The sequence below is a fragment of the Sinorhizobium psoraleae genome (genome assembly GCF_013283645.1).
GTDB classification, from domain to species: Bacteria; Pseudomonadota; Alphaproteobacteria; order Rhizobiales; family Rhizobiaceae; genus Sinorhizobium; species Sinorhizobium psoraleae.
Map to the genome: position 1 here is coordinate 714,793 of NZ_JABEKV010000002.1, position 12,705 is coordinate 727,497.

Sequence of the window (12,705 nt, forward strand, 5' to 3'; positions counted from 1 at the left end):
ATGAACGCATGATCGACGGCATCGATTTGGACAAGCCGGACATGTTGTGAGGGCACCGATGCAAGCAACGGAAATCCTGGAGACGCTCGTTGGCTTTCGCTCTGTCGTCGGCCTGCCCAATGAAGGCATCGTGGCTTGGATCCGCGGGTATCTGGAAAGCCACGGCATCGCAGTCACTGTCCTTCCTGGTCCAGAGGGCGATCGGTCGAACATCTTCGCCACCATCGGGCCGAAAGAGGCGCCTGGCTATATTCTATCGGGTCACATGGACGTCGTTCCGGCGGCTGAAACCGGCTGGACGAGTGATCCTTTCCGCCTGCGCGCGGAAGCGGGCCGGCTCCATGGGCGCGGTGCTACCGACATGAAGGGCTTCCTCGCCGCCGTTCTCGCCGCCGTTCCCAGGCTCGCGGCCAAGCCGCTTCGCGAGCCGCTGCACCTCGCCTTTTCGTATGACGAGGAGGCGGGCTGCCGCGGTGTGCCGCACATGATCGCGCGCTTGCCGGAACTCTGCACCAGACCGATCGGTGCGATCGTCGGCGAGCCGAGCGGCTTGCGCGCAATCCGTGCCCACAAGGGCAAAGCTGCCGCCAGACTGACCGTCAAAGGTCGTTCGGGCCATTCGTCACGTCCCGACCAGGGGCTGAACGCCATCCATGCTGTTACGAGTGTCCTTGCCCGCGCGGTCGCAGAAGCCGACCGACTGACCCGTGGTCCCTTCGAGCATGTCTTCGAGCCGCCCTACTCCTCACTGCAGATCGGCACGGTGAAGGGCGGCCAGACGGTCAACATCATTCCGGACACCTGCGAGGCCGAGTTCGAGGCACGGGCTATTTCCTGTATCGATCCGGCGGACTTGCTCGCGCCGGTGCGGCAGGCCGCCGAGGCATTGTTGACAGGAGGCTTCGAAGTGGAATGGCAGGAGCTTAGCTCCTATCCGGCGCTTTCGCTCGGTCCCGATGCACCGCTTGCGCGCCTGCTTGAGAAATTGACTGGTCTCCAGCCTCTCCCAGCCGTCAGCTACGGCACCGAAGCCGGACTTTTCCAGCGCGCCGGCATCGACGCCATCATCTGCGGCCCCGGCGAGATCGGCCGCGCCCACAAGCCCGACGAATTCATTCACGTCGATGAGCTCCTGGCCTGTCAGGCGATGATCGAGCGGCTCGGCGAAAATTGCCGCGCTTGAGGCTTCGCGAAGGAGACGCACCATGACCTTCCTCTTCAATTCCGACGCTGAACGTGGCGCAATCTTCGCCAAGGCGTTTTCGCGTGAACTGCCGGACATTCCTTTCGCCACGGATCCGGCGGCGGTCGATCCGGAAGCAGTGCGCTACCTGATCACCTGGACAGTGCCCGAAGATCTCTCGCGCTACAGCAATCTTGAAATCCTTTTCTCGATTGGCGCCGGCGTCGACCAGTTCCGCATCGATGCCGTGCCGCCGCATGTGCAGGTGGTGCGCATGGTCGAGGATGGCATCATCCGGATGATGCAGGAATATGTGACGCTCGCCGTGCTTGCGCTTCACCGCAACCTGCCAGCCTATCTCGAGCGGCAGCGAGATGAGAATTGGCAGGCCATTGCGCCGGTCCAGGCGGCCGAACGCCGCGTCGGCGTGCTCGGCCTCGGCATGCTCGGAACTGCGGTACTCGATCGGCTGATGCCTTTCGGCTTTCCGCTCTCCGGCTGGAGCCGCAGCCCGCACGAAATCGAAGGCGTGAAATGCTTGAACGGCCGGAACGGTCTTGATGCTTTGCTGGGCTCGACCGACATTCTCATCTGCCTGCTGCCGCTGACCGACGAGACGCGTGGCCTGCTAAATGCCCAACTCTTCGCCAGGCTCCCGGCCGGTGCGGCACTCGTCCATGTCGGGCGCGGACCGCAACTCGACCACCAGGCACTGCTCCAAGCGCTCGACAGCGGCCATCTCTCCGGGGCCGTGATCGATGTCACCGACCCCGAACCGCTGCCGGCGGGTCATTCTTTCTGGCGCCACCCGAAGATCCTGCTGACGCCGCACATCGCGAGCGTCACCCAGCCGGAAACCGCCGCCAAAGCCGTGATCGAGAACATCAAACGGCATCGGTCAGGTCTCGAGCCGTTCGGGCTGGTCGACCGCGGTCGCGGCTACTAAAGCGCACCCAATCGGAGCCATGCGTTACGCTTCACGTCTTTGTTTTCATGCATGTCGTTGTCCCCGAAACCGCAGCACACCTTCGGGCGACAAGGCATCAAGTTCTAAACCCAGGAAAGGAAAACCATGTCGCTCTTGAAAACCATCGAGACCGACCCCTCTTTCGCGCCGCGCGAGTCCAGCCCGCTCCCCGAACGTCTGATCTCCGGCAATCCCGCCTTCAAGACCTGGGCGCAAGACGTCGCCCGCGGCGAGATGATCCATACCGGAGTCTGGGAAGCGACGCCGGGCGAGACGCGCTCGATCAAGGGCGAGACCTTCGAGTTCTGCCATATCCTTTCGGGCGTCGTCGAACTCACGCCGGAAAACGGGGAGCCCGTCGTCTACAAGAGCGGCGACAGCTTCGTCATGAAGCCGGGCTTCGTCGGCGTCTGGAAGACTATCGAGACCGTGCGCAAGATCTACGTGACCGTGATGTGACGCCGATGCCGCGCGACCCGATCGTTTTCCAGGTCGCGCACGAGCTATTCTCAGTACATTTATGCTGAAGATGGCACGCTCTTGGGGCGTGTCATCACCGACTGCGCCGCTCCGCTTGGCTATATAAGACGTGTTTCCGCTGCCGGCCATCGCGGCGGAGCTTTCTGTTCCTCGCGCCCTCCTCGGATCGCCTCCGCCTTTACCGACGTATCTCAGGCATCCGTGTGACCGCCGAAGATTTGGCTGTCATGCTGCCAAAAACATAATTTTCCGCCGCCCCGGCATCGCCAGTCGATGCATGCTGCTCGCGTTCCTCCACTAGCTTTGTGTTCAAGCCCATGCCGAGGACGCGCGATGACACTCAGCTTTGATCCGGACAGTCTCTTCCTGCCCATCGGGCACTTCATCGGCAGTCGGCTGGTGCCGGCCGAAGGTGTCATCGACATGTACCGCCCCTCCGATGGCAAGCCTTATGCAGGCTGCCCGCTTGCGGATGAGGTGCTCGTCGACCGCGCCGTCGAAACTGCCAAGAGGGCGCTCAAGGCGAGCAACTGGGGCGGCGTGCGGCCGCGCGAGCGCACAGTCGTGCTGCAGCGCTGGGCAGACCTGATCGAAAGCCAGGCGGAAACCCTCGCCAAGCTCGAGGCGCTTTCCTCAACCCGGCCCGTTGGTCAACTCGTCGCCGGTGACATTGCCGTCAGCGCCGAGCAGATCCGCTTCTTCGCGGAATTCGCCGACAAAGAAGGAAGCAATCTCGTGCCGACCGACGACGCCAGTCTCGGCATGATCATGACCGAGCCCTATGGCGTCGTCGGCGCCATCACGCCGTGGAACTTCCCCGTTTCGATGGCCGCGTGGAAACTTGGGCCTGCGCTTGCGGCCGGCAATGCGGTGGTGCTGAAACCCTCGGAAATGACGCCGTTTTCGACCGTCTATCTCGCCGAACTCGCGATTCGCGCCGGCCTGCCGGCCGGCCTCATCAATATCGTACTCGGCGACGGAGCAGTCACCGGCAATGCCATCACCGGTCACCCGGACATCGCCAAGGTGAGCTTCACCGGCTCGACCGGCGCGGGCTCTGCCATCATGGCCAACATTGCGCGCACCGGCATCAAGCCGATGACGCTGGAGCTCGGCGGAAAGAGCCCGCAACTGGTCTTCGCCGACGCCGATCTCGAAAAGGCGGCGGCGGCGATCGCGCAGAGCATGCTTTCGAACGCCGGCCAGGCCTGCGTCGCGGGCTCCCGCCTGATCGTGGAGGAAAGCATCGCCGCCCCGCTCGCCGAGGCGATCGTCACGCGCATGAAGGCCGCGAAGGCCGGGCCGACATGGGACGAGGAAACCGAATACTCGCCCATCATCTCCAAGCGCCAGTTGGACCGCATCCACGGCATCGTCGAGGCGGCCGTTTCGGCGGGCGGCGAATGCCTGGTCGGGGGCGCCCCAATGGATGCGCCCGGCTATTTCTATCAACCGACATTGATGGCCGTGCGCGACAGCTCCTCGCCAGCGATTGCCGAAGAGATCTTCGGTCCGGTCCTGACGATGCAGACTTTCGCCGACGAAGAGGAAGCATTGGCTCTCGCCGACCACCCGACCTACGGCCTTGCTGCCGGCCTCTTCACCCGCGACCTGTCGCGCGCACTGCGGCTGACGCGCAGGCTCCAAGCCGGCACCGTCTGGGTCAACCGCTACAGCCGCTCGCGCGACCACATCCTGCCGACCGGCGGCTACAAGCGTTCCGGCATCGGTAAGGATCTCGGCCGCGAGGCGTACCACGCCAACCGCAAGAGCAAGAGCGTGCTCATCAGCCTCTAGGGAGCTTCAATGAAATCCTATTCGATCGCACTGATTCCGGGCGACGGCATCGGCCAGGACGTAACCGACGCCGCTTGGCAAGTTCTTTCGACCATCGCCAGGCATTCGGGCTTTACGCTCACCGGTACGCCGTTCCCATGGTCCTGCGCCTTCTACAAGGAAACCGGCGCGATGATGCCGGCAGACGGCATCGAGACCCTGCGTCGGTTCGATGCCATTCTTCTGGGCGCCGTCGGCTGGCCGGCGGAGGTGCCGGATTCCGTTTCGCTGCATGGCCTGCTTCTGCCGATCCGCAAGGCCTTCGTGCAATATGCCAATATTCGCCCGCACCGGCTTCTGCCGGGTGTGCAGGGGCCGTTGAAGGCTGAAGTCTTCGACATTCTCTGCATTCGCGAGAATACCGAGGGCGAATATTCCGGAGCCGGCGGCCGCGTCCATCAGGGGACGGTGGACGAGGTAGCGGTCGAGACCTCGATCTTCACCCGCACAGGCGTCGAACGGATCCTGCGCTTCGGCTTCGAGCAGGCACGTCAGCGTCGCGGCAAGCTTGCCTCGGTGACCAAATCGAACGCCCAGAAATACTCGATGGTGTTCTGGGACGAGATCACGCGAGAGCTCGCTGCCGAATACCCGGACGTCGAGGTGACGAGCTACCACATCGATGCCATGGCCGCGCGCATGGTGATGGCGCCTGAAAGCCTCGACGTGGTCGTCGCCTCCAACCTCTTCGGCGACATACTCACCGATCTCGGCGCGGCCATTCAGGGCGGGCTCGGTTTTGCCGCCTCCGCCAACATCAATCCGGACAGGAGCGCACCTTCGATGTTCGAGCCGGTGCACGGTTCGGCGCCGGACATCGCCCATCTCGGCATCGCCAATCCCATCGCCGCCATCTGGTCCGGCGCCATGATGCTCGAGCATCTCGGGGAAAGAGAGGCAGGGCGGAGGGTCATGGAGGCGCTCGAAAGAACGACCACCCGCGGCATCGGCACGGTGCCGGGAAAAGACAGAACCGAAACCATTACAGCGGCGGTTGTCGCCGCGCTCGACTGATTCCAGGAGGGACAGCACATGAAATTGAAGGACAACGAACTTTTCCGGCCATCCGGGCTGATCGGCGGGGAGTGGATCGATGCCGGCTCTGGTTTGGTCGTAGAGGTGATCGAGCCGGCCAGCCAGGCGGTCCTCGGCACCGTCCCGGACATGGGAACGGACGAAACCCGCGCCGCGATCGAAGCGGCGAATGCCGCCTTCGGGCCCTGGAAGAAGAAGACGCATGCCGAACGCGCCGCGTTGCTCGAACGCTGGCATGCGCTGATGATCGAAAATCTCGAGGATCTCGCGCTACTGCTGACGATGGAACAGGGCAAGCCGCTCGACGAGGCGCGCATCGAGATCCGCTACGGCGCCTCCTTCGTCAAGTGGTTCGCCGAGGAAGCTCGACGCATCGGCGGCCACACCATACCCTCGCCGACGGCGGACCGCCGCATTGTCGTGCTGAAGGAAGCGGTCGGCGTCTGCGCCATTGTGACGCCATGGAACTTCCCGAACGCGATGATCACCCGCAAGGTGGCACCTGCCCTCGCCGCAGGCTGCACGGTTGTCATCAAGCCTTCGGAATTCACGCCCTTTTCGGCGCTCGCCCTCGGTGTGCTTGCCGAGCGCGCCGGCATTCCGGCTGGCGTCATCAACATCGTCACCGGCATGCCAACGGCGATCGGTAACGAGTTCATGGCGAACGAGACGGTGCGCAAGATCTCCTTCACCGGCTCGACGCGTGTCGGCTCGCTCCTGATGCGCGGAGCCGCGGACAGCGTCAAGCGGCTCTCTCTCGAACTCGGCGGCAATGCCCCCTTTATCGTCTTCGACGACGCCGATCTCGATCTCGCGGTCGAAGGCGCGATTGCCTCTAAGTTCCGCAATGGCGGCCAGACCTGCGTCTGCGCCAACCGCATCCTTGTGCAGGCCGGCGTCTACGACGCCTTCGCGGAGAAGCTTGGCGCCCGCGTGAACGCCATGAAGGTCGGTCCAGGCACCGAGCTCGGCATGGCGATCGGTCCGATGATCAACGAAGCGGCTATCGAAAAGATAAACCGCCATGTCGAGGACGCGCTTGCCAAGGGGGCGAAGGTTGCGGCGAAAGGCAGGTCACCGGAGGGTCCGCAATACGCCGCCCCGATCGTACTGACCGGTGCCACGACCGAAATGCTGCTCGCCAGCGAAGAGACGTTCGGCCCCGTTGCTCCGCTCTTTCGTTTCGAGACGGAAGAAGAGGCGATCGCGATCGCCAACGGCACGCCGTTCGGCCTCGCCGCCTATTTCTACACGGAAAGCCTGAAGCGCTCCTGGCGCGTGGGTGAAGCACTCGAGTTCGGCATGATCGGCCTCAATACCGGCGCCATCTCCACCGAGGTCGCGCCGTTCGGCGGCGTCAAGCAGTCGGGGCTCGGACGCGAAGGAGCGCAGGCCGGTATCGAGGAATATCTCGAAATGAAGAGTTTCCACATTGGCGGGCTGGGATAGCCCGTCGGTTCTCGGCGCATCGCCCACCCGTCCGCCGGCATCTATAAGTGTCAGCATGATGATTTTGCCGGGCGGTCCCTCACCGCCCGGCCTTCGTTTATCCGCCCGCGCCTCGAGACCAGGCGTAGCGCCCGTATGGGTACGTTAAAGCAAGGTGATGGTTTAAACTCGACTGCGGAGTCTTCGCGATCTGGATGCGTATCCTTCAGGGGCAATTCGGAAGACTTGAGCATGCGCCGGGAAAGCGCATGCGGCTATGGCCATCGCGGCCAGCCTACTGGATCCTGTCCAGCATCTTGTAATACATGCCGACGATCGGCAGGAACCAGGGCTTGCCGAAATGGCCCGGCACAGCCGGCCATTCGAGACCCTTCAGCGGATTTCGGTCCGGCCGGTCGAGAATGGCATCCGCAATGATCACCCCGAGATGCGTCGAAAGCTGCGCTCCGTGGCCGGAATAGCCCATCGCGTACCAGACCCCATCGTGAAAGCCGGCGCGGGGAAAGCGGTCCTTGGTCATGTCGACGAGGCCGCCCCAGCAATAGTCGATCTCCACATTGGCGAGCTGTGGAAAGATCTCGGCCAGGCTCGTTTTGAGGATGGCGCCACTTTTCGCGTCCGAGCGCTGGTCGGAGCTTGCCGAGAAGCGAGCGCGGCCGCCGAAGATCAGCCGGTTGTCGGGTGAGAGCCTGAAATAGTTGCCGATGTTCATCGACGTGACGCAGGTGCGGTTGCCCGGCATCGCCGCTGCGATCTCCGCCGCCGTCAGCGGCCGGGTGGCGATGATGAAACTGCCGACGGCGATGATCCGGCGACGGAAATAGCCGAAGGCCGAAGGCGTATAGGCGCCGGTGGCGACAAGCACCGCATCTGCAGTGACGCTGCCGCGCATGGTCTTCAACGCGTGCCGACCGCCCCCCTGCCGCTGCTCCGTGACCGCCGCGCCCTCGAAAATCGTGGCGCCATGGCGCTTGGCCGCCTCCGCGAGGCCGACGACATAGCGGCCCATATGCATCATGGCACTCTTCTTCGAGAGCATCGCCCCGAAGAAGGGTGAGCCGACTTCCTGCTTAAGATCGTCTGCTCTGAGAAGCGCCGTATCGGGATCGACCTCCGCGTGCACGGATTCGAAGTTGCGTGCGATCGCTTCGAAATGCTGAGGCTTGGAGGCGAGCTTCAGCTTGCCAGCGCGGCGGAAACTGCAGTCGATTCCCTCCTCGGCGATCAAGGCCTCAATCGTGTCGATCGAGTCGTCGAGCGCCCTGTAAAGGGCGATAGCCCGTTCCTTGCCGAGCTCCGCCTTGGCCGCCGGATAGCTATGCGCAAGTCCGTTGTTGAGGTGCCCGCCATTGCGGCCGGAGGCACCCCAGCCAACCCTCTCCGCCTCCAGCACGACGACTTTGGCGCCAGCCTTGGCGAGCTGCCGTGCAGCAGCAAGGCCGGTGAAGCCGCCGCCGATCACTGCGACGTCGTAATGGCCCTCGACCGGACCCTGGGCGGCCCCGGCAAAGGCCGGGGCGGTGTCGTGCCAGTAGGACAGGAATTTCATGGCGAACGCGCCTTCTCTTAGAGCCCGACGACGTCCGGCAGGCCGGAGATACCGGCAATCTCCACGTAGCCGTAATAGGGATTGGCCGGCTCGTGGCCGCGATTGACCCAGACCTTGTTCTTGATGCCGAGGTCATGCGCCGACATGAGGTCATAGCGGAACGAGGACGAGCAGTGGAGAATGTCCTCCGGGCCGCAGCCGAGCATATCGAGCATGTATTCGAACGCCTTGAAACGCGGCTTGTAAGCTTGTGCCTGTTCGGCGGTGTAGACGGCGTGGAAGGGAGCGCCCAGCTTTTCGACATTCGACATGATCTGCGAGTTCATCGCATTCGACAGAATGACCAGAGGGATCTCCTTGGCGACTTTGGCGAGACCAGCAGGCACGTCGGCATGCGGACCCCAGGTTGGGACGCGCTCATAGACCATGCGCGCCGCTTCCTCGCGGAATTTTATCCCATTGCGCTTGCAGGTCCGTTCGAGCGAATTGTGCACCACCTCTGCATAGGGCTTCCAGTCGCCGAGGATCTCGTCGAGGCGATAGGCAGCGAAATTCTTGATGAATTCCGCCATGCGCGGCTCGTCGAGTTGTTCGCCGTAGAGGTCGCGCGCCGCTTCCGCCATCTGGAAGTTGGTCAGCGTGCCATAGCAATCGAATGTGATGTATTTCGGACGGAAGGTCGACATGTGAACTATCCTCGAAAGAGCCGGATCAGGGTTTACGTGTAAGATCATAGGCGCCAGCTCATTCCTCGGTTCACCTGATTTCTCAACGATCGAAGCAGAATCTATCGTATCCAAAGTCGGCTTTGGCAGAAGGTTGCGAGCTTTGCCTGCCGCCCTGGCTTTTTGCCGGCCACATTTCGCTTCCGCTCCTGCCCGCCAGCATAAGATGCGGCAGCCGGTGAGAGCAAAGCTATAAGATATCGCGTGGGCCGCAGCCTTCAGCCGATCTGCCGGCCGCCACTCCTTCAGACTTCAGGACAGGAAATGAAGGAAATCCCATGCAGACAAATCAGATCGACATCACCGCCTTCGGTCCTGAGCATCTGGAAGCCGCGGTCAGGCTCTCGCGGCAGGCCGGCTGGCCACATCGTCTTGAGGATTGGCAGATGGCGCTCGCCTTGAGCGAAGGCGTCGTAGCCATCGACGATGCCCGAGTCGTCGGCACTGTGCTCGTCACGCCCTATGAGGCGAACTGCGCGACGATCAACATGGTCATCGTCGACGAGGCAATGCGCGGCCGCGGTCTCGGCCGGACGCTCATGGCCGCCGCGCTGCGGATCGCCGGTGATCGGCCGCTGCGGCTCGTGGCGACCGCCGAGGGATTGGCGCTCTATGAGAAACTTGGCTTTCAGGAGACCGGGCGCGTGCTGCAGCACCAGGGCGTGGTCGGCGCCGTCGCCGCGCCGCGGGGGATCGAGAGCGCAACCGCTGCCGACATCGACGCTATTGCCGCGCTCGACCGGCGCGCATTCGGCGCCGACCGCAAAGGATTGATCGCTTATCTCGCCAAAGCCGGTGAACTTGCCGTCCGCCGCAGCGAAAGCCACGTTTCGGGGTTCGCGGCGATACGCCCCTTTGGCCGCGGCGCGGTCATCGGGCCGGTCGTTGCCGCCGATCTTGCTGATGCCAAGGCGCTTGTCGCGCACTTCATTGCCGCCCGGCCCGGCCGGTTCATCAGAGTGGACACCACGGCCGACACCGGCCTCGCGTCTTGGCTTGCCGAACAAGGAATGGCCCATGTCGGCGGCGGCATCACCATGATGAACCCGCCGATCCGCCGATCCGCCGATCCCATCGCTAACACCTTTGCCCTCGCCAACCAGGCGCTCGGCTGACCGGAGATTTTTGATGTACAGCAACTCCCTCATCGAACTCGATCGCGCCCACCTCATCCATCCGGTCGCCTCCTATCGCAGCCACGAAAAGCTCGGCGTGCGCGTGCTCGCCTCGGCCAAAGGTGCAACGGTTACCGACGCCTCGGGCAGGCAAATGATCGACGGTTTTGCCGGACTCTGGTGCGTCAATGCGGGCTACGGACATGAAAGTATCGTCGAGGCGGCAGCAAAGCAGATGCGCGAACTCCCTTACGCGACGGCCTATTTCGGCCTCGGTTCGGAGCCAGCCATCCGCCTCGCTTCTGAACTCGCCGAACGCGCACCAGGCGATCTCAACCATGTCTACTTTACGCTGGGCGGCTCCGATGCCGTCGACAGTACGATCCGCTTCATCCGCTACTATTGGATTGCCCGTGGCGAGCCACAGCGCGATCAGTTCATCTCGGTCGAACAGGGCTATCACGGCTCCTCGACCGTCGGCGCCGGCCTCACCGCGCTGCCGGCCTTCCATGCCGGCTTCGGCATTCCCTTCGACTGGCAGCACAAGATCGCGTCGCATTATGCCTACCGCAATCCGGTGGGTGAGGATCCGCAGGCAATCATTGACGCATCGCTGGCGGCACTCCGTCGCAAGGTCGAGGATATTGGTCCCGAGCGCGTCGCCGCCTTCTATGCCGAGCCTATCCAGGGCTCGGGCGGCGTGCTGGTGCCGCCCAGGGGCTGGATGAAGGCGATGCGCGAACTCTGCCGCGAGCTCGGCATCCTCTTCGTTGCAGACGAGGTGATCACCGGCTTCGGCCGCACAGGCCCGCTCTTCGCCTGCGAGGAGGACGAGATCGTGCCGGATTTCATCACCACGGCCAAAGGTCTCACTTCCGGCTACGTGCCGATGGGCGCGGTCTTCATGGCCGACCATGTTTATCAGACGATCGCCGACGGTGCCGGCGCTGCCGCCGTCGGCCACGGCTATACCTATTCGGCTCATCCGGTCAGCGCGGCGGTCGGCCTGGAAGTGCTGAAGCTTTACGAAGGCGGCCTGCTGGAAAACGGGCGGAAGGCCGGTGCCCGTCTGATGCAGGGCCTTGAAAGCCTAAGAGACCACCCGCTCGTCGGCGACGTGCGCGGCCGTGGCATGCTGGCCGCCGTCGAGCTCGTCGTCGACAAAGTGAGGAAGACCCCTTTGCCGGCAGCCGCGGAGCCGGCGCGGCGCATCTTCGACCGTGCCTGGGAAAACGGCCTTGTCATCCGTGCCTTCGCCAATGGTGTGCTGGGCTACGCGCCGCCGCTCTGCTGCACCGAAGCGGAGATCGACGAAATCGTCGAGCGCACCCGCCAAACGTTGGACGAGACCTTGGAAGACCTGGATGTTCGCCAGGCTTTGAGGGCCTGATGGACGACTGACGCGATATATCGCGGAACCGCCATATTCGAAATTTTGTGCCGCGCTACGGCGCCCTTTCAGAGACTCCGGCGCGGCACAACTGCCAAACTCAAATCAAGGAAGCGGCCGGATCCCAGCATATGCGGCCTTTCCAGCAAGAGCGGGAGAAAACATCTCGCCGACGGGAACAGAATATTCTTCTTCATGAAGTCGGCGCTCCGACGTGGGACGCGAAAAAACTGGGGAATCGATGTGCACAAGAGCCTTCCCGAATTCAAATACATGACCTTCGACGTCGTCGGCACGCTGATCGACTTCGAGGGCGGACTCAAGGATTGCCTTGCCGGCATCGCCGCCGAGACCAGTGTCGCCATCGATGGCGAGGAGGCGCTCGGCCTCTACCGCGCGGCGCGCTACTCCAAGGACGCCGACCTCTTCCCGGACGATCTGGTGCGCGTCTATCTTCAAATCGCGCCGAAGCTCGGCCTTCCGACTGAGCGGAAATATGGCGAGCGTCTCAGGGACTCCGCCGGGAACTGGAGGGCCTTCGCAGACAGCGCCGAAGCGCTGGCGCGCCTTGCGAAGAATTACCGGCTTGTCGCTACGACCAATGCGCGCCGCTGGGCCTTCGATTTGTTCGCCAAGGAACTGGGCAATCCCTTCTACGCCGCCTTCACCGCCGACGATACCGGCACCGAAAAGCCTGACCCCGCCTTCTTTCAGAAGGTTTTCGACTTCATCGGCTCGGAAGGCGATTCGAAGGATGATGTCCTCCATGTCGCCCAGAGCCAGTACCACGACATTGGCATTTCGCGGAAGCTTGGGCTGACCAACTGCTGGATCGAGCGGCGCCACGCGCAGAAAGGTTACGGCGGCACCATAGAGCCGGCCGAGTTCACCGAGCCCGACTACCACTTCACCTCCATGGCCGGCCTCGCCGATGCCGTGGCCGTCGCACGTAGCTGAGCAGTTCACCGGATTGGGT

Annotated in this window: 11 protein-coding genes; 9 read left to right on the forward strand and 2 right to left on the reverse strand. The window is 63.2% G+C overall.

The annotated features are described in order from the left end of the window. Positions 1-58 precede the first annotated feature (58 nt). The 6 genes from argE to ILFOPFJJ_RS12145 all read left to right on the forward strand — a co-directional run bounded on the left by argE (position 59) and on the right by ILFOPFJJ_RS12145 (position 6,950). Positions 59-1,183: an acetylornithine deacetylase gene (argE, locus tag ILFOPFJJ_RS12120; protein ID WP_173510793.1), complete on the forward strand. Its 1,125-nt coding sequence runs from the start codon at positions 59-61 to the stop codon at positions 1,181-1,183. Between the two features lie 22 nt (positions 1,184-1,205). Continuing rightward, a complete protein-coding gene (locus ILFOPFJJ_RS12125; protein ID WP_173510794.1) occupies positions 1,206-2,129 on the forward strand; it encodes a 2-hydroxyacid dehydrogenase in 924 nt (307 codons plus the stop codon). 126 nt (positions 2,130-2,255) lie between these two features. Beyond that, positions 2,256-2,609, forward strand: a complete 354-nt coding sequence (locus ILFOPFJJ_RS12130) for a cupin domain-containing protein (RefSeq protein WP_173510795.1) — start codon at positions 2,256-2,258, stop codon at positions 2,607-2,609. A 354-nt stretch (positions 2,610-2,963) separates the two neighbouring features. Then, on the forward strand, positions 2,964-4,427 hold the full coding sequence (locus tag ILFOPFJJ_RS12135; protein ID WP_173510796.1) for an aldehyde dehydrogenase family protein: 1,464 nt from the start codon (positions 2,964-2,966) through the stop codon (positions 4,425-4,427). A gap of 9 nt (positions 4,428-4,436) precedes the next feature. Then, complete coding sequence (locus tag ILFOPFJJ_RS12140) at positions 4,437-5,480, forward strand: tartrate dehydrogenase (RefSeq protein ID WP_173510797.1); 1,044 nt, start codon at positions 4,437-4,439, stop codon at positions 5,478-5,480. A gap of 18 nt (positions 5,481-5,498) precedes the next feature. Then, positions 5,499-6,950, forward strand: coding sequence for an NAD-dependent succinate-semialdehyde dehydrogenase (locus ILFOPFJJ_RS12145; RefSeq protein ID WP_173510798.1), 1,452 nt, complete (start codon positions 5,499-5,501; stop codon positions 6,948-6,950). 274 nt (positions 6,951-7,224) lie between these two features. On the opposite strand, the gene ILFOPFJJ_RS12150 is transcribed toward ILFOPFJJ_RS12145, so the two are convergent. Further along, the gene (locus ILFOPFJJ_RS12150; RefSeq protein WP_173510799.1) at positions 7,225-8,499 is read right to left on the reverse strand and encodes an NAD(P)/FAD-dependent oxidoreductase; all 1,275 of its coding nucleotides are present in this window, start codon (positions 8,497-8,499) and stop codon (positions 7,225-7,227) included. A gap of 17 nt (positions 8,500-8,516) precedes the next feature. Beyond that, positions 8,517-9,185 (reverse strand): haloacid dehalogenase type II, encoded by a 669-nt coding sequence (locus tag ILFOPFJJ_RS12155; RefSeq protein WP_173510800.1) that lies wholly within the window; start codon positions 9,183-9,185, stop codon positions 8,517-8,519. Positions 9,186-9,502: 317 nt separating this feature from the next. On the opposite strand from ILFOPFJJ_RS12155, the gene ILFOPFJJ_RS12160 reads away from it, so the two are divergent. The 3 genes from ILFOPFJJ_RS12160 to ILFOPFJJ_RS12170 all read left to right on the forward strand — a co-directional run bounded on the left by ILFOPFJJ_RS12160 (position 9,503) and on the right by ILFOPFJJ_RS12170 (position 12,686). After that, positions 9,503-10,339 carry a GNAT family N-acetyltransferase gene (locus ILFOPFJJ_RS12160; protein WP_173510801.1) on the forward strand — a complete coding sequence of 279 codons (837 nt, stop codon included), beginning with the start codon at positions 9,503-9,505 and terminating at the stop codon, positions 10,337-10,339. Positions 10,340-10,352: 13 nt separating this feature from the next. Further along, entirely contained in the window at positions 10,353-11,729 is a 1,377-nt protein-coding gene (locus tag ILFOPFJJ_RS12165; RefSeq protein WP_173510802.1) for an aspartate aminotransferase family protein, read from the forward strand. A 243-nt stretch (positions 11,730-11,972) separates the two neighbouring features. Further along, positions 11,973-12,686: an HAD-IA family hydrolase gene (locus ILFOPFJJ_RS12170; protein WP_173510803.1), complete on the forward strand. Its 714-nt coding sequence runs from the start codon at positions 11,973-11,975 to the stop codon at positions 12,684-12,686. Positions 12,687-12,705: the final 19 nt, after the last annotated feature.